Origin of the sequence: Streptomyces odontomachi, assembly GCF_024435355.1 — a bacterium.
Taxonomy (GTDB): Bacteria; Actinomycetota; Actinomycetes; order Streptomycetales; family Streptomycetaceae; genus Streptomyces; species Streptomyces odontomachi.
The window spans coordinates 1-17,081 of record NZ_JAMJWG010000053.1 but is presented as its reverse complement, the minus strand read 5'-3'; the positions used below and the strand labels follow the sequence as shown (position 1 = coordinate 17,081).

Sequence of the window (17,081 nt, the reverse complement as noted above, 5' to 3'; positions counted from 1 at the left end):
CACAGCCACCAAAGAAGGGGCGCGGGGAACTGCGCAACAAACCACGACGCGGCCGTCACTTCGCAACGCACGCCGGGGGCACCCCCGAGCCACCCCGGCACGGGGCTCCCTCACGGAGGGGGACACCCCGTGCCCCGGGCAAGGGGGACCACGGGGGCACCGGGAAAACCGTGCCCCCGTCTCACCCCTTCACGCAGACGACCTGCTTCAGCTTCGCCACGACCTCCACCAGGTCCCCCTGCTGTGCCATCACCTGCTCGATCGGCTTGTACGCGCCGGGGATCTCGTCCACGACGCCCGAGTCCTTGCGGCACTCGACCCCGCGGGTCTGCTCCTCCAAGTCCTTCGCCGTGAAGCGGCGCTTCGCGGCGTTCCGGCTCATCCGGCGGCCGGCGCCGTGCGAGGCGGAGTTGAAGGCCAGGTCGTTGCCGAGGCCGCGGACGATGTACGAGCCGGTGCCCATGGAGCCGGGGATGATGCCGTAGTCGCCGCTGCCGGCCCGGATCGCGCCCTTGCGGGTGACGAGCAGGTCCATGTCGTCGTAGCGCTCCTCGGCGACGTAGTTGTGGTGGCAGCTGATCTCCGGCTCGAAGGTGACCTTCGCCTTCTTGAACTCCTTGCGGACCGCTTCCTTCAGCAGGCCCATCATGATCGCGCGGTTGTACTTCGCGTACTCCTGCGCCCAGAACAGGTCGTTGCGGTACGCCGCCATCTGCGGGGTGTCGGCGACGAAGACGGCGAGGTCGCGGTCGACGAGGTTCTGGTTGTGCGGGAGGCCCTGGGCGACACCGATGTGGTGGTCGGCCAGTTCCTTGCCGATGTTGCGCGAACCGGAGTGCAGCATGAGCCAGACCGCGCCCTCGGTGTCCAGGCACACCTCGACGAAGTGGTTGCCCGAGCCGAGGGTGCCCATCTGCTTGGCGGCCCGCTCCTCACGGGGCTTGACGGCCTCGGCGATGGAGCCGAAACGGCTCCAGAAGTCCTCCCAGCCAGCGGTCGGGAAGGCGTGCAGCCGCTCCGGGTGCACCGGGGAGTCGTGCATGCCGCGGCCCACCGGGATGGCCTGCTCGATCTTCGAACGCAGCCGGGAGAGGTCGCCGGGCAGGTCGTTCGCCGTGAGGGAGGTGCGCACCGCGGACATGCCGCAGCCGATGTCCACCCCGACCGCGGCCGGGCAGACGGCGCCCTGCATGGCGATCACGGAGCCGACCGTGGCGCCCTTGCCGAAGTGCACGTCCGGCATGACCGCGAGACCCTTGATCCACGGCAGCGTCGAGACGTTCTTGAGCTGCTGGAGCGCGGCGGACTCCACCGTCGCCGGATCCGCCCACATCCGGATCGGCACCTGGTCGCCCGGAACCTCTACGTACGACATCGCTTCCTCTTTCCCCCGACTTCTCCGGCCGTATCTCGGCTTCGTCCGCATCCGACCGCTTCTGGCGTGCCCCGTTGTCCACGGTGCTCCCGGTGCTCCGGTCGGTGCTCCGGCATCTCACCAGCGCCCCTCGCCGTTCCCCCGAAAAACCCCAGTATGCGCAAACCCAACGAACCGCAAATACCGGACCTGAGGCCACGAAAACCCCGCTCGACCGGCGGGCACACCGTGCTGTGCGGTACACATTGTCTTCTGTGGCGACCCACCCACGGCAACCACTTTTCCCCGTTGAGAGGAGCCACCAGGGTGCAGCGGAAGGCGTGTGTCACGGGTACCGCGGCCCTGCTCGCCGCGCTGCTCGCCGGCTGCTCCTCCGGGTCGGGCGGCGGCACGTCACCGGACGACTCGAAGCCGAACGACACCGGCACCAGCGCTCCACCCGCTCCCCCAGGCAAGTACCGCACCCTGCCCGAGGCATGCAGCCAGGTCGAGCAGAGCACGCTGGACAGCATGCTGCCGGGGATCAAGGGCATCACGGACGAGAAGCAGCGCGAGCAGGCCTACCAGGGCACCGCCACTCCCACGTTCGACACCGATCGCCGGGTCGGCTGCCGCTGGACCGCCGAGTCGCCCTACGCCACCGACCACCTGATGGTCGACTTCGAGCGGGTCGTCTCGTACGACACCACGGTCAGCGACGACACCCGGGCCGATCAGGTGTTCGCCTCGAAGGAGGCGGCCGCGCACCTCACCGACCCGCACAGCAGCTCCGGGTCCGGCTCCGGCGGGGGGACCAAGACCGACGGCATGGGCCTCAGCCCGGACTCGGCACCCGAAGGCGACCCGGACACGATGGCCGGCGGCGGGACCGGCACGGCCGGCGACGCCTGCGGGGCGCAGGACGTCGACAGCCACGGTGACCAGGGCGGATCCCCGTCCGGGTCCGGGTCGGGGACGCCCTCGGGCGCCGGTGGCGCACCGGGCGCCCTGCCGTCCCGGACGCTGGACGACCTCGGTGACGCCGCCTTCCTGGTCGACGCCTGCACGACCCCGGCCTCGGCCGCCCGGCACCGCACCGTGACTGTGGTGTTCCGCACGTCGAACGTGATCGTCACCGTCCAGTACGACGAGCAGCCGAGCCGTCCGACGGACCTTCCGGACCGCAAGAAGATGCAGGACACCGCCCAGGAACTGGCGCACAAGCTGTCCGGCAAGCTGTCCGGCTGACCCCCGCCGCACCGCCGCCCGCACCGGCGGGAAGGTCGGACCGTGCTGCGTGCTTCGGGCTACGGTGGCCCCCGGGCCGACCGGTGCGACCGGAGCCCGGCCACCCACGGCCTCCCGAACCGGGCGCGCCGGGACACACGTACGAGCGTCACGAGTGAAGGAACCATGCACCGACCAGCACAGCGCATCACCCGCATACTCGCCTGCGCGGCCGCCGTCCCGGTGATCCTCGTCGCGTCCGGATGTTCCTCCGGTTCGGGCGGCGACGACGACGCCGACGGCGGCAAGACGCCGTCCGGCTCGTCCTCCGCCTCAGGCGCCGCCCCCGCCAAGCCGACCTTCGGCAAGCTGCCCCAGCCCTGCTCGACGCTGTCGAAGAAGACGCTCGACGACCTGGCTCCCGAGGCGAAGTCGGGGACGACCGGCAAGTCGGACGACACCTCGCTGCGCGGCTCCTGCTCCTGGAACAGCCTCGACAACAACGGCGTGCACGGCTCGCAGTTCCGCTGGCTGAACGTGTCGCTGGCGCGCTTCGAGCCCGACGCCTCCCGCGGCAGCGCCGACCAGCTGGCCGGCCAGTACTACGGCAAGCAGGTGGCCGCCGCCAAGGCCACCGAGGGCGCCACGAACGCCCACACCCAGCCGGTCACCGGCACCGGGGACGAGGCCTCCGCGGTGTCCTACGACCTGAAGAAGAAGGAAGGCCGCTTCAAGCAGCAGACGGTCGTGGTCCGCACCCACAACGTGGTCGTCACCGTCGACTACGACGGCGCCGGCCTCGCCGGCGAGAAGACGCCCGACGCCGGCGACCTGATGAAGGACGCCCAGCAGGCCGCCCGCGAGGCCGTGGCCGCGGTCGCCGAGGCGAACCCCTCGTCCGGCGGCTCCTCGCCCTCCGCGAGCCATTCGTCGTCCTCGCACGGCGGCTCCGCGAACCACTCGGACACGTCGTCCTCTTCTTCCTCGTCGTCGAAGAAGAAGAGCAGCACGCACAAGACGTCCCACTGAGCGGCGGGCCGACCCCCGAACAACAGCCGTGAGCAGGCCAACTCGGCCCGAACACAGGCCTCCTGGCAGGAGCCCGGTCCGCGCGAAGGACCGGGCTCCTGGTATACCAGCCCCTTGCGCCCCGCACATGTGTGCAAGGCTGGGGGCCCCTCTCACGTAGGCAGTGGGAGAGGGTGCGCAGCAACCCGCACGGGCGACCCCGCACGGGCGACAGGGAGGGAGCAACGGTGGCCGCGCCACTCAAGCTGACACGGACGCACCGCATACTCGCAGGGCTGGTCGTCACCGGCGGCCTCGTCATCGCCGGCATCGGGTTCGCGGGGTCCTACTCCGCCGTCCGGGCGCTCGCCGAACGGCAGGGCTTCGGAGCCTTCGCCGCGGTCTTCCCCATCGGCATCGACGCAGGCATCTGCGTGCTGCTCGCCCTGGACCTGCTGCTGACCTGGATCCGCATCCCGTTCCCGCTGCTGCGCCAGACGGCCTGGCTGCTCACCGCCGCCACCATCGCCTTCAACGGCGCCGCTGCCTGGCCCGACCCGCTCGGCGTCGGCATGCACGCGGTGATCCCGGTGCTGTTCGTGGTCTCCGTGGAGGCCGCCCGGCACGCGGTGGGCCGGATCGCCGACATCACGGCCGACAAGCACATGGAGGGCGTCCGGCTGACCCGCTGGCTGCTCTCCCCCGTCCCGACCTTCCTGCTCTGGCGCCGGATGAAGCTGTGGGAGCTGCGCTCCTACGAGCAGACCATCCGCCTGGAGCAGGAGCGGCTGATCTACCAGGCCCGGCTGCACTCACGCTTCGGCCGCGCCTGGCGCCGCAAGGCCCCGATCGAGTCCCTGATGCCGCTGCGGCTCGCCCGCTACGGCGTGCCGCTCGCCGAGACCGCGCCCGCCGGCCTCGCCGCCGCCGGCATCGAGCCGGTCCTGCTGCCGCCGGGACCGACCAAGGCGGAGCTGGAACGGTTGGACGACCGCAGGGCGCAGCGCGGCAGGGCGGCCGGACGCGACGACGACCAGGCGGCCCACCCCGGTGCGCAGGAGTCCCGGCAGACCGGCCAGAGCCCGTGGTTCTCCCCGCCCCACCAACCGGCCTACGGCGAGGACGCCAGCCCCTCGTACGCCCCGGAGGAGGAGTACGAGCAGTGGTACGCCGAGCAGCAACAGCAGTACCCGCAGGAGCAGCCGTACGCCCGGAGTTACGTGGACCACGCGCAGCCGGGGCACGAGTCCCGGCAGGTGCTCCAGAAGCCCGGACGGCCGACGGTCGACGAGGCCGAGGTGCCGTACCCGGAGGACGCCGTGGACGTCCCCTATCCGCAGGGCCCCGGTGAGCCGGCGCCGCACACCTTCCGGGTCCCGTCAGGACCCGGCCGCACCCGCCCGCTCGGCGGCAACCACGTTCCGATCCCGGGCCCGCGCCACGAGGCGGTCGATGGCCCGGGCGAGCAGGTGCCCGAGCCGGACGGCGCCGAGCAGCCGGATGCTTCCGGCCTGCCCGGCGACCTTCCCCGTGACGAGGCCTTCTACCAGGCGTTCCAGCGCTACCTCAACGAGCACATGGACTTCCCGAACGCCCGGCAGTTCGGCCTCTACCTCCAGAGCCTCGGTGAGACCAGCCAGTCCGGCGGGCCGCTCCCGGAGAGCACGCTCCGCCCGTACCTGAAGGAGTTCCGGGACCGCTACCAGCTGTCGGACGCGGACGCGGAGCACATCGCGTGACCCGCACGAGCACGGGCGCGCGTTAGCCCCTACGCCCCCAGCAGCTTGCGCACCCGGTCCGCACCCACCGCGAGGAGCAGGGTGGGGAGGCGGGGGCCGGTGTCGCGGCCGACGAGGAGGCGGTACAGGAGGGCGAAGAAGGTGCGCTGGGCGGCCTTGAGCTCGGCCGTGGGCTTCGCGTCGGCCGCCAGTCCGGCCAGCTGCTTGGGCACCCCGTAGACCAGCGCCGTCAGGCCGTCAAGGGACCAGTGCGCGTCGAGGCCGTCGAGCAGCAGCCGCAACGCCTCGCGGTCGGCGTCGTCCAGGGAGGCGAGCAGTTGGGCGTCGGGCTCGTCGCGTACGACGGTGCGCTGTTCGGCGGGCACCTGGGTGTTGATCCACGCCTCGGCCCGGTCGAACCGCGGCCGGACCTCGTCCAGCGAGGTGAGCGGCTGCCGGGGGTCGAAGTCGCCGAGGATGCGCAGCGCCTGGTCGGCGTGGCCCGCGGTGATGTCGGCCACCGAGGCGAGCGTGCGGTACGGCAGCGGGCGCGGGGTGCGCGGCAGCTCACCGGCGGCGGTGCCGACGGCGCGCGCGTAGGCCGCCGCGTCCGCGGGCAGCACCGCCTTCGCGTCGCCCTCGCCGGCGCCGGCCGCGCTCTGCGCGACCTTCGCCGCGAGCCGGTCCCACTCGTCGTAGAGCCGCTGGATCTCCTGGTCGAAGGCGATCTTGAAGGCCTGGTTGGGCCGGCGGCGGGCGTAGAGCCAGCGCAGCAGCTGGGGCTCCATGATCTTCAGTGCGTCGGCCGGCGTCGGCACCCCGCCCTTGCTGGACGACATCTTCGCCATGCCGCTGATGCCGACGAAGGCGTACATGGGCCCGATCGGCTGCCTGCCGCCGAAGATCGCGCTCACGATCTCGCCACCGACCTGGAACGACGAGCCGGGCGACGTGTGGTCGACGCCGCTCGGCTCGAAGACCACGCGCTCGTACGCCCAGCGCATCGGCCAGTCGACCTTCCACACCAGCTTGCCCCGGTCGAACTCGGCCAGCCGTACCGTCTCGGTGAAACCGCAGGCGGTGCAGGCGTAGGTCAGCTCGGTGCTGTCGTCGTCGTAGGCGGTGACGGTGGTGAGGTCCTTCTCGCACCGGCCGCAGTACGGCTTGTACGGGAAGTAGCCCACCGAGCCGCCGCTGCTGTCCTCCTCCCCCGCGGCTCCGGAGCCCTCGGCTGCGGCCAGCTCGGCGTCGTCCACCGGCTTCTGCTGCCTGGGGGCCTTGGCCGGCTTCCTGGTGCGGTACTGGCCGAGCACCGCGTCTATCTCGGCGCGGTTCCGTACCGCGTGCAGGACCTGGGCGCGGTAGACGCCGGAGGTGTACTGGGCGGTCTGGCTGATCCCCTCGTACGTCACGCCCAGCTCGGCCAGCGCGGCGGCCATCGCGGCCTTGAAGTGCTCCGCCCAGTTCGGGTGCGGGGAGCCCTTCGGCGCGGGCACCGAGGTCAGCGGCTTGCCGACGTGTTCGGCCCAGGAGTCGTCGACTCCCGCGACGCCGTGCGGGACCTTGCGGAACCGGTCGTAGTCGTCCCAGGACAGCACGTGGCGGACGGTGTGGCCGCGGCGGCGCAGCTCGTCGGCGACCAGGTGCGGGGTCATCACCTCGCGCAGGTTCCCGAGGTGGATCGGCCCGGACGGGGAGAGCCCGGAGGCGACGGTGAGCACGTCGGTGGCCGATTTGCTCTCCTGGGCCCTGCGCTCCCACTCGGCGACTACCTCGTCCGCGTAGCGGGAGACCCAGTCGGTGGTCTCGGTGCTCTGAGCCACGATCGGCACGTCCTCTTCTTCTTCCCTTACGTGGGTATGCCCCAGGTGCTCGCCCCCCGCCTGTCTCGTCCCATTCTTCCAGCTGGCGCCGTCACCGCGAAAACCATTTCAAAGCTGGGGATCACCCCGTGGGATACTGGCAGGACTCAGCATGCCCGCGCACGGTACGGGCCGGTCCGGACGCCATGCACACGACACCGGACGCACGGCCTCCGCACGCACGGCATCCGTACGCACCCCATCCACCGGCCCCCTCCCCCCTCATCCATCGTCGAGGAGAACGGCACCCTTCATGGCCCCGGTCACGTCGCTCACCGCCTCTGTCCACCAGCGTCTCGCGGACGCCCTCGCGGCTGCCCTGCCGGAGGTCCCCGCCGCCGACCCGCTGCTGCGCCGGAGCGACCGAGCCGACTTCCAGGCCAACGGCATCCTGGCGCTCGCCAAGCGCACGAAGACCCCGCCTAGAGAGCTGGCGGAGCGGGTCACGGGCGCGGTCACGGCCGGCGACCTGCTGGCCGGCGTCGAGGTCTCGGGCCCCGGGTTCCTGAACGTCACGGTCACCGACCGGGCGATCACCGCCAATCTGGCGGAGCGCGCCGCCGACCCCGAGGGCCGGCTCGGCGTGCCCTTCGCCGACCGGCCCGGCACCACCGTCATCGACTACGCCCAGCCCAACGTGGCCAAGGAGATGCACGTCGGCCACCTGCGGTCCGCGGTGATCGGCGACGCGGTGGTGCGGATGCTGGAGTTCACCGGCGAGTCGGTGGTCAGGCGCCACCACATCGGCGACTGGGGCACCCAGTTCGGCATGCTCATCCAGTACCTCATCGAGCACCCGCACGAGCTGGACCACAAGGCCCCCGGGTCCGCCGGGTCCGCCGGGTCCGCCGGGTCCGCCGGGTCCGCCGGCGACGAAGCCTCCGGCGAGGAGGCCATGTCGAACCTGAACCGGCTCTACAAGGCCGCCCGGGCGCTGTTCGACTCCGACGAGGACTTCAAGGCGCGGGCCCGGCGCAGGGTCGTCGACCTCCAGGCCGGCGATGCGGAGACGCTCGCGCTGTGGCAGAAGTTCGTCGACGAGTCGAAGATCTACTTCTACTCGGTCTTCAGCAAGCTGGACATGGAGATCCGCGACGCGGACGTGGTCGGCGAGTCCGGTTACAACGCGATGCTGGAGGAGACCTGCCGCCTGCTGGAGGAGTCCGGCGTCGCGGTCTGGTCCGAGGGCGCGCTGTGCGTGTTCTTCGACGACATCAAGGGCCCGGACGGGTCCCCGGTGCCGCTGATCGTGCGCAAGTCCGACGGCGGCTACGGCTATGCGGCCACCGACCTGTCCGCGGTGCGCGACCGCGTCTTCAACCTGAAGGCGAACACGCTGCTGTACGTCGTCGACGCCCGCCAGGCGCTGCACTTCCGGATGGTCTTCGAGACCGCCCGGCGGGCCGGCTGGCTCGGTGACGACGTGACCGCGCAGCAGCTCGCCTTCGGCACGGTGCTCGGCAAGGACGGCCGGCCGTTCAAGACCCGGGAGGGCGAGACGGTACGGCTCCAGGACCTGCTGGACGAGGCCATCGACCGGGCCACGGCGGTGGTCCGGGAGAAGAACAGCGAGAAGGTCGCCCTCTCCGAGGACGAGATCGTCGCGAACGGCGCGCAGATCGGCATCGGTGCGGTGAAGTACGCCGACCTGTCCACCTCGGCGAGCCGCGACTACAAGTTCGACCTGGACCAGATGGTCTCGCTGAACGGCGACACCTCCGTCTACATCCAGTACGCGCACGCCCGGATCCGCTCGATCCTGCGGCTGTCCGGCGACGCCCGGCCGGTCGCCCACCCGGAGCTGGCGCTGGCCCCGGCCGAGCGCGCGCTCGGCCTGCACCTGGACGGTTTCGCGGAGGCGGTCACCGAGGCGGCGACCGAGTACGCCCCGCACAAGCTGACCGCGTACCTCTACCAGCTGTCCTCCCTCTACACCACGTTCTACGCCGAGTGCCAGGTGCTCAGCGCCGCCAACGCCCCGGAGGTCGTGGAGAACCGCCTCTTCCTGTGCGACGTCACCGCGCGGACGCTGCGGCGGGGGATGGCGCTGCTGGGGATTCGGACGCCGGAGCGGTTGTGATTTCTTGCGCCGGTGACCGTCGCGGCGTCCGCCTGGCCGGCGGGGCGGCCTGGGGTGCCACCTGAGGTGCGTTGCCGGGTGCGGGTACGTCGTGGCTTGTCGCGCAGTTCCCCGCGCCCCTTCAACCGGGCCGACGCGCTGCCACCTCGGGAGCGTTGCGGACTGCCGGCTACGTCGTGGCTTGTCGCGCAGTTCCCCGCGCCCCTTCAACCGGGCCGACGCGCTGCCACCTCGGGAGCATTGCGGACTGCCAGGTGCGTCGTGGCTTGTCGCGCAGTTCCCCGCGCCCCTTCGATCGGGCCGTCGCGCTGCCCCCTCGGGAGCATTGCGGGCTACCGGGTACGTCGTGGCTTGTCGCGCAGTTCCCCGCGCCCCTTCGACCCGGCCGACGCGCTGCCACCTCGGGAGCATTGCGGACTGCCGGGTACGTCGTGGCTTGTCGCGCAGTTCCCCGCGCCCCTTCGACCGGGTCGGCGTGGGCCGTCTCGTTAGGGGCACGTAGCCCGGCGTCTCCGTCCGCCGTCGGCGGGACGTGGCTTGGCGGGACGGGGTGCGGAAAATCCTTCGACGCCCGGTGTGTCGGTCCGGCACGCTCCCGGCATGACCATGCCCGCCTTCATCCCCGGTCTGGAACTCTCCCGGCGCTTCTATCACGAAGCCGTACGTCCCGTGCTGGACCACGCGGTCCCCGGGGTCGTGCACTCCGCCGCGCGGCTCGGTGGCGGCTCGGAGGTTCTCGGATTCGACACCGCCCGCTCCATGGACCACGAGTGGGGGCCCCGCCTGCAAATCTTCCTGAGCCCGCAGGACGCCACACGCCACGGCGCACGGGTCAGGGAGCAGCTCTCCGACCGGCTGCCCAAGACCTTCTGCGGCTATCCGACCCACTTCGCCTCCGTCGGAGGAGAAGCGGGTATCGGGGTGATGCAGGTGACCGACGGACCGGTGCGGCACCGCGTGGACGTCTCCGACCCGGCCACCTGGTTCACGGGGCAGCTCGGCTTCGACCCGAGCGAGGGCGTCACCCTGGCGGACTGGCTGGCCACCCCCACCCAGCTCCTCGCGGAGGTCACCACCGGGGCCGTCTTCCACGACGGACTCGGCCGGCTCGGCCCGGCACGCAGCAACCTGGGCTGGTACCCGCCCGACCTCTGGCGCTACGTGCTTGCCTGCCAGTGGCAGCGCATCTCCCAGGAGGAAGCCTTCGTCGGCCGGTGCGGCGAGGTGGGCGACGAGCTCGGCTCCGCCGTCGTCGCCGCCCGCCTGGTGCGCGAGCTGATGCGGCTCTGCCTGCTCATGGAGCGCCGCTACCCGCCGTACAGCAAGTGGCTCGGCACCGCGTTCGCCCGGATCCCCCAGGGGCGCCGGCTCGGCCCCGACCTCGGCGCCGCGCTCGCCGCCACCGACTGGCACACCCGAGAACAGCACCTGGCACGCGCGTACGAGGCCATCGCTGCGCTGCACAACCAGCTTGCCCTCACGGACCCCGTCGACCCGACGACCCGGCCCTACCACGACCGTCCGTTCCAGGTGCTGCACGCCGAACGGTTCACCGCCGCGCTCACCGCCCGCATCACCGACCCGGCCATCCGCAGCCTGCCGCTGACCGGCGCGGTCGACCAGTTCGTCGACAGCACCGACGTCCTCGGCCGACCCGAGCTCACCCGCGCCGCGTTCCAGGCCATGACTCACCGGCTCCCTCAGCCCTGACCGGTTCTCGCTCGACGTGTGGGAGGCACCGCAGCCGGCCGCCGCGTCCCCCGGGGGCACGAACGGGAAGCGGAGGGTTATAGTCCGCCCGTGAACCGGCCCCCTTCCGTCCATCTGGCGAACCTGGACCTGAACCTGCTGGTGGTCCTGCGGGAGCTGCTGCGCGAGCGGAACGTCACCCGGGCCGCCGCCCGGATCGGGGTGACCCAGCCGGCGGCCAGCGCGGCGCTGGCGCGGCTGCGCCGGCATTTCGGCGATGACCTGCTGGTACGCAGCAAGGCCGGGTATGTGCTGTCCCCGCTGGCCATGCAGTTGGCCGACCAGGTGGAGACGGTGTGCGCGGCGGCGGAGCGGCTGTTCGCCACCGACCGGCACTTCGACCCCGGGACCTCGCGCCGGCAGTTCACGCTGCTGATGGCGGACTACACCGTGGCGGTGCTCGGCACCCGGCTCTCGACGGCGCTGGCCGAGCGGGCGCCGCGCGCCGAGTTGCACGTCCGGCTGGTGCGCGAGGCGTTCACCATGGACGCGGCGGAGACGATCCGGTTCATCGACGGGATGATCGCGCCGCCGGTGAGCCGGTTCGAGATGCCGGGGCTGCGTTCGGTCGACCTGTTCACGGACCGCTGGGTGTGCGTGGTCGACGCCGGGCATCCGGCCGCCCGGGGCGGCTCGCTGACGCTGGCGGACCTGGCGAGGCTGACCTGGGTGGCGCCGTTCCATCCGGATCCCGGCTCGATGACCGCGGCGCCCATGACCCGGCAATTGGCCCTGCTCGGAATCGAACCGGATATCCGGGTGCGGGTGGAGAGCTATCAGGCGGTGCCGCACTTCGTCGTCGGCACCGATCGCATCGCACTGCTCCAGAATCGGCTCGCCGAGCGGGTGGCGGAACCCATGGGCCTTGCCGTGCTGCCCTGCCCGGGAAATCCTGAACCGATCACGGAGAAACTCTGGTGGCATGACGACTACGACCGGGATCCGGCCCACCAATGGCTGCGGCGGACTCTGGTCGATGTGTCGGCCGGGCTCTGACGCCTCCCTCGACATGGCTCCGTTTACCCGCTCTGAGCTGCGAAGATAATTCCCGTTGATGGTCCGCGAGACGCATTGTCTATCCTCCAGCACCTTCCGGGACGACGGGTATCTCCTTACGTTGACCGGCATGCCCCATGCACTGACTGATCTCGAAGTCCGCACCGTCACCAAGCCCACCGACCAGGCCGGCCATGAACTCACCGCCGATGTGTGTGTGATCGGCGCCGGAATCGCGGGATTGTCGGCGGCCGTCGAATCGGCGCGGCTCGGCAGAAGCGTCGTCCTCGTCGATGCGCTTCCCGTGCTCGGCGGGCAGATGGTCAATTCGCTGATCGGTCTGTTCTGCGGGGTGTTCTCGAATGCGCCGCAGCACCGCCAGCTCACCCACGGCATCTTCGACGACATCTTCCGTGACCTCGGCGCGAGCGGCGACCTGTTCTACAAGCGGACGCACACCACGACGGTCGGCTACGACGAGGTGGCGCTCGGGCGCTGGGTCGAGGACACCGTCCTCGCGCACGGCATCCAGGCGGTCACCGGCGCCGTGATCACCGGCGTCACCAGGGACGACGGGCGGCTGCACGCGGTCCGCCTCGCCACCCGCTACGGCACGCTCGACGTGCGGGCGGCCGGCTTCGTCGACGCCAGCGGGGACGCCGCGCTGGCCTGGGAGGCGGGCCTGCCGTGCCGGCTGCCGGACCGCGAGATCTACGGGTCGCAGCAGCTGGTCGTCGAGCGGCTGGCCGAATCGGGCCGCCCTGAGCCCGCCGAGCTGGCCGACCGGGTCGCGCAGAAGGCCGAGCAGTACGGGCTGCGCCGCCATGACGGGCTGGCGTTCTTCTTCCCCGGGCGCGACACCGCCGTCCTGAACATGACCCATATCGAGGCCCCCCTGGAGCCGGTCGCCGCGGCACGCGCACAGCTGGACGGCAAGGTGCAGGCCGACCGGGTGGTGGAATTCCTGCGCGCCGAGTTCCCGGAGGCGTTCGCGAAGGCCAAGGTGCGCAGTTACGGCTTCCCGGGGCGGCGGCAGACGCGCTGGGTGCAGGCGGTGCACCAGCTCACCGTCGACGAGGTGCGCGCCGGCACCCGCTTCCCCGACGCCGTGGCCCGTACCGCCTGGCCGATCGAGCTGCACGACAGCCCGCAGGGGTACGTCTGGGAGACCTTCGGGCCCGATCACCTGCACTACGTGCCGCTGCGTTCGATGACCCCGCCGGACGTGCACAACCTGCTGGTCGCCGGCCGCTGTGTGGACGGTGACGCGGCGGCGCTGTCCAGCGTGCGGGTGATGGGGCCGTGCGGGGCGATGGGCGCGGCGGCGGCGCATGTGCTCCAGATGACCGCGGCACCGTCCGGCTCGGGCAGCGTGCACGACGTCGACCGCGCCGAACTCGCCGAGCGGCTCAGCCACAACCTGGAGGACGCGGCCGGCTGAGGCAGGCCGGGCCGGTACGTCCACGCCGGCGCCCGGCACCGGCACCTCGCCGGCACCCGATCCACGGAAACCATTCCACGTGGCAGAAGCCCACCGGCAGAAGCCCACAGGAGGACGCATGCTCCGCAGCAACTACCCGCCCGGCTCGGTGCGCTGGGCCACCCGCCGCGCGCAGTGGCGGGCGCTGGGCCTGACCGACGAGGACATGCTCAAGCCGAAGATCGCGGTGGTGAACTCCTCGTCGGACCTGGCGATCTGCTTCAGCCATCTGGACGAGGTGGCGGCCCGGGTGAAGGAGGGGATCCGGGCGGCGGGCGGTCTGCCGTTCGAGGTGCGGACCACGGCGCCCAGCGACTTCATCCACTCCGCGGGGCACGGCGGCGGCTACATCCTCTCCGCTCGCGACCTGATCGTGAACGACATCGAGGTCGGCGTGGAGGGCGCCCAGCTGGACGGCATGGTCTGCCTGGCCAGCTGTGACAAGACCGCCCCCGCCCAGCTGATGGCGGCCGGCCGGCTGGACGTCCCGACGCTGCTGCTGGCCTGCGGCTACCAGCCGAGCGGGCGGTACCGCGGCGAGCACTGCGACATCGAGGACGTCTTCCTGCACGCCTGCGGCACGCCGGGCGAGACGCTCACCGGTGAGCTGACGGAGATGAGCGAGGACGCGGTGCGCGGGCCCGGCGTGTGCGCCGGCATGGGCACCGCGAACTCCATGCACATCGTCGCCGAGGCGCTGGGCATGGCCTTGCCCGGCTCCACCCCGGTCGCGGCGAACTCCCCCGCGATGTGGCGGGAGGCCGACCGGGCCGCCGAGCGGATCGTGGCCATGGTCCACGAGGGGCTGCGGCCCCGCACGATCCTCACCGGGGCCGCCTTCCGCAACGCCGCCCGGGTGGCGCTCTCGGTGGGCGCCTCGATCAACACCATCAAGCACCTCCAGGCGGTGGCCGCCGAGGCGGAGGTCGACGTCGACGTCACGGCGCTCTACGGCGACCTCGGCGCGAGCACCCCGCTGCTGTCGGCGGTGCGGCCGAACGGCCCGCACACCATCGAGCAGTTCGACGCGGCCGGTGGGGCGCGCGCCGTCATGGCCCGGCTCGGCGATCTGCTGGAGCTGGACGCGCCGACGGCGACCGGCAGGAGCGTGGGCGACAACCTCGCCGACGCGCCGGGTGCGGCGGAGACCCCCGGCACCGCGGACGACCCCGGCACCGCGGGCGACCCCGACGTCATCCGCCCCGCCGACCGCCCGTTCTCGCACGACCCGCTGATCCTCGTGCTGCGCGGCTCGCTCACCCCGCTCGGCGGCATCGTGAAGCTCTCGGTGGACGCCGTGCGCCCCGACACGTTCACCGGTCCTGCCCGCACGTTCGAGAGCCAGGAGGACGCCCTGGCCGCGCTCGCCGCGGGTGCGATCGGTGCCGGTGACGTGGTGGTGCTGCGCGGGCTCGGCCCGCGTGGCCGGCCCGGCATGGGCATGGCCTCCCAGATCGTCTTCGCACTGGACCGCGCCGGGCTCACCGGACAGGTCGCCGTGGTCACCGACGGCCAGCTGTCCGGCCTGGTCAACCGCGGCATCGTGGTCGGCGAGGTACGTCCCGAGGCGGCCGACGCGGGGCCGCTGGCGCTGGTGCGCGACGGCGACACGATCCACGTGGACCTCCCGGACCGCGGCTGCGAACTGCGCGTTCCCGCCGACGAGCTGGAGCGCCGGCGCGCCGAGCCGCTGCCCGTGCGGGAGCACGGCGAGGTGGGGTGGCTGTCCGTGTACCGGCGGACGGTGCGGTCGCTCGACGAGGGGGCGGTGCTACGGCCCCGGTGACGCAGCGGGTGCGTCACCCCCGGCCCCCGAACCCCGCTGGTCCCCTTCGCCCCCGTCATTTCCGCCATCCCCGTCATCCCCGCTCCCGTGGGGAACCCACCGACCCCCCCCCCCCCCCCCCCCCCCCCCCCCCCCCCCACCCCCCCCCCCCCCCCCCCCCCCCCCGCCACACCCGCGAACGCGGACTGCTGCCCAGCGTGCGGGCCCGGACCGGCCGGCCCAGCTCGCCGCGCAACCGCTCCCCGAACGGTGGTCGGCGGAACGGAAGCTTCGACGGGAGCAGTCGCCCGGGAAGCGGGCTGCGGAAACGACGTCGTGACGGCACCCGATCATCGTGCAGGGCCGCCCGGTGCGGGTCCACCGACTTACGGGGTTGTGCGGCCTGCCCGCGCCCGGTGCTCGAAGGCCGGGGTGGTGTCGTCAGGTGAAGGCGGACGGGGGCGGGGCCGGGGAGGCCGTGGCTCCGCTGTCGTGGACGGGGCGTGCACCGCCCGTGAAGTCGGTGAGGGACTTGCCGTGTTCCACGCGGCCGGGATGCGGGTCGGCGGCGGCACGACGGGTGAGGTCGGCGACGGGCAGCGGGCGGGCCGAGGCGAGCAGTACGGCGTTCCCGAAGCGTTTGCCGCGCAGTACGGCCGGGTCGGCGACGAGGGCCAGCTCGGGGAAGACGCCGGCCGCCGTCGCGATCTGACCGCGCAGGTGGGTCAGCGGCGGGCCGTCGGCCAGGTTGGCGGCGTAGTGGCCGGCGGGGGTGAGGACCCTGCGGACCTCGGTGAGGAACTCCGTGGTGGTGAGGTGGGCCGGGGTGCGGGCCGCGCTGAAGACATCGGTGATCACCAGGTCGGCCCAGCCGTCCGGGAGCTTGGCGAGCGCGGCGCGCGCGTCGGCACAGCGCACCCGGATCCGGGCGCCCGGATCCAGCGGCAGCGCCCGGCGCACCAGCGCCACGAGGGCCGCGTCGCGTTCGACGACCTGCTGCGTGGCACGGGGGCGGGTGGCGGCGGTGTAGCGGGCCAGCGTGAAGGCTCCGCCGCCGAGGTGCAGGACGTGCAGCGGTCGGCCGGCCGGGGCGGCGAGGTCGATGACGTGGCCGAGCCGGCGCTGGTAGGCGAAGTCGAGGTACGCCGGGTCGTCCAGGTCGACGTGGGACTGCGGTGCGCCGTCGAGGAGCAGGCTCCAGGCGTGCGGGCGGTCCGGGTCGGGAACCAGTTCGGCCCGGCCGCCCTCGACGTCCTCGGCAACCAAGGCCGCGGAGCGGCGCGCCCGGCGACCGCCCTTCTGCCTCGCCGTCCGGTCGTTCGCCCTCGCCATGGGTTCATTATCCGCCGCCACCGTGGCCGGGCCGCCGGCCGGGAGTGCTCCGGTCGCACGTGACCGTGGGTCGTGGCTAGGCCGTTCGTCCGGGGGCCCGGTGCCGTTCACGTGACCGTGCGTCGTGGCTACGCCGGTCGTCCGGGTGCCCGGAACCGTTCACGTGACCGTGCGTCGTGGCCTGTGCCCACCCGTTCCGCCCTGCGGAACGACTGCCCACAGAAGGTTTGGGGTGCCCCCTTGTCCCGGGGGTGCCGAAGGGCCGCCTTTGGTGGGGTGGGTGGGTCGGTGTCGCGGGGGTATGTACGTGCTCGGCCGGCGCGATTGCCCTGGACCGTCAGTTCACCGGCACCCAGCGGCGGTCCTGCGCGCGCACATACCCCCACGACACCTCCCGTCTCAGACGCGGCTCTCCCCCGGTGGTTCTTCTTTTCCTTCCTCCACCCCTTTCGGGGTGTCGCCCCCCACGGGCATGGGGCAAGGCCCACCGGGGTGCGGGTCGCGTACGAG

The 17,081-nt window shown here is 72.3% G+C and carries 11 protein-coding genes; 8 read left to right on the top strand and 3 right to left on the bottom strand.

Going from position 1 to position 17,081, the window contains the following annotated elements; translation table 11 throughout:
* Positions 1-181: 181 nt before the first annotated feature.
* A complete protein-coding gene (locus NQO67_RS42925; RefSeq protein ID WP_255956082.1) occupies positions 182-1,375 on the bottom strand; it encodes an RtcB family protein in 1,194 nt (397 codons plus the stop codon).
* A gap of 306 nt (positions 1,376-1,681) precedes the next feature.
* Here NQO67_RS42925 and NQO67_RS42920 point away from each other — a divergent pair, with 306 nt between their 5' ends.
* The 3 genes from NQO67_RS42920 to NQO67_RS42910 all read left to right on the top strand — a co-directional run bounded on the left by NQO67_RS42920 (position 1,682) and on the right by NQO67_RS42910 (position 5,328).
* Positions 1,682-2,602: a DUF3558 domain-containing protein gene (locus tag NQO67_RS42920; RefSeq protein WP_255956081.1), complete on the top strand. Its 921-nt coding sequence runs from the start codon at positions 1,682-1,684 to the stop codon at positions 2,600-2,602.
* 165 nt (positions 2,603-2,767) lie between these two features.
* The gene (locus tag NQO67_RS42915) at positions 2,768-3,610 is read left to right on the top strand and encodes a DUF3558 family protein (protein WP_255956080.1); all 843 of its coding nucleotides are present in this window, start codon (positions 2,768-2,770) and stop codon (positions 3,608-3,610) included.
* A 227-nt stretch (positions 3,611-3,837) separates the two neighbouring features.
* Complete coding sequence (locus NQO67_RS42910) at positions 3,838-5,328, top strand: DUF2637 domain-containing protein (RefSeq protein WP_255956078.1); 1,491 nt, start codon at positions 3,838-3,840, stop codon at positions 5,326-5,328.
* A gap of 29 nt (positions 5,329-5,357) precedes the next feature.
* Here NQO67_RS42910 and lysS read toward each other — a convergent pair whose 3' ends face one another.
* Positions 5,358-7,139 (bottom strand): lysine--tRNA ligase, encoded by a 1,782-nt coding sequence (lysS, locus tag NQO67_RS42905; RefSeq protein WP_255956077.1) that lies wholly within the window; start codon positions 7,137-7,139, stop codon positions 5,358-5,360.
* A gap of 283 nt (positions 7,140-7,422) precedes the next feature.
* Here lysS and argS point away from each other — a divergent pair, with 283 nt between their 5' ends.
* The 5 genes from argS to ilvD all read left to right on the top strand — a co-directional run bounded on the left by argS (position 7,423) and on the right by ilvD (position 15,260).
* Positions 7,423-9,249: an arginine--tRNA ligase gene (gene argS, locus NQO67_RS42900; protein ID WP_255956076.1), complete on the top strand. Its 1,827-nt coding sequence runs from the start codon at positions 7,423-7,425 to the stop codon at positions 9,247-9,249.
* Between the two features lie 600 nt (positions 9,250-9,849).
* On the top strand, positions 9,850-10,959 hold the full coding sequence (locus NQO67_RS42895; RefSeq protein ID WP_255956075.1) for a DUF4037 domain-containing protein: 1,110 nt from the start codon (positions 9,850-9,852) through the stop codon (positions 10,957-10,959).
* A gap of 90 nt (positions 10,960-11,049) precedes the next feature.
* On the top strand, positions 11,050-11,994 hold the full coding sequence (locus tag NQO67_RS42890; protein WP_255956074.1) for a LysR substrate-binding domain-containing protein: 945 nt from the start codon (positions 11,050-11,052) through the stop codon (positions 11,992-11,994).
* A 130-nt stretch (positions 11,995-12,124) separates the two neighbouring features.
* Positions 12,125-13,435: an FAD-dependent oxidoreductase gene (locus NQO67_RS42885; RefSeq protein ID WP_305126971.1), complete on the top strand. Its 1,311-nt coding sequence runs from the start codon at positions 12,125-12,127 to the stop codon at positions 13,433-13,435.
* Between the two features lie 118 nt (positions 13,436-13,553).
* Positions 13,554-15,260 carry a dihydroxy-acid dehydratase gene (gene ilvD / locus NQO67_RS42880; RefSeq protein ID WP_255956073.1) on the top strand — a complete coding sequence of 569 codons (1,707 nt, stop codon included), beginning with the start codon at positions 13,554-13,556 and terminating at the stop codon, positions 15,258-15,260.
* 420 nt (positions 15,261-15,680) lie between these two features.
* Here the strand turns inward: ilvD and NQO67_RS42875 are convergent, their stop codons facing one another.
* Positions 15,681-16,571: a spermidine synthase gene (locus tag NQO67_RS42875; RefSeq protein WP_255949761.1), complete on the bottom strand. Its 891-nt coding sequence runs from the start codon at positions 16,569-16,571 to the stop codon at positions 15,681-15,683.
* Positions 16,572-17,081: the final 510 nt, after the last annotated feature.

What these genes read in the sequence shown, in the direction of transcription:
- NQO67_RS42875 (WP_255949761.1), bottom strand. Translation starts at nt 16,571, where the DNA reads ATGGCGAGGGCGAACGACCGGACGGCGAGGCAGAAGGGCGGTCGCCGG.
- argS (WP_255956076.1), top strand. Translation starts at nt 7,423, where the DNA reads ATGGCCCCGGTCACGTCGCTCACCGCCTCTGTCCACCAGCGTCTCGCG.
- NQO67_RS42885 (WP_305126971.1), top strand. Translation starts at nt 12,125, where the DNA reads ATGCCCCATGCACTGACTGATCTCGAAGTCCGCACCGTCACCAAGCCC.
- NQO67_RS42925 (WP_255956082.1), bottom strand. Translation starts at nt 1,375, where the DNA reads ATGTCGTACGTAGAGGTTCCGGGCGACCAGGTGCCGATCCGGATGTGG.
- NQO67_RS42895 (WP_255956075.1), top strand. Translation starts at nt 9,850, where the DNA reads ATGACCATGCCCGCCTTCATCCCCGGTCTGGAACTCTCCCGGCGCTTC.
- ilvD (WP_255956073.1), top strand. Translation starts at nt 13,554, where the DNA reads ATGCTCCGCAGCAACTACCCGCCCGGCTCGGTGCGCTGGGCCACCCGC.
- NQO67_RS42915 (WP_255956080.1), top strand. Translation starts at nt 2,768, where the DNA reads ATGCACCGACCAGCACAGCGCATCACCCGCATACTCGCCTGCGCGGCC.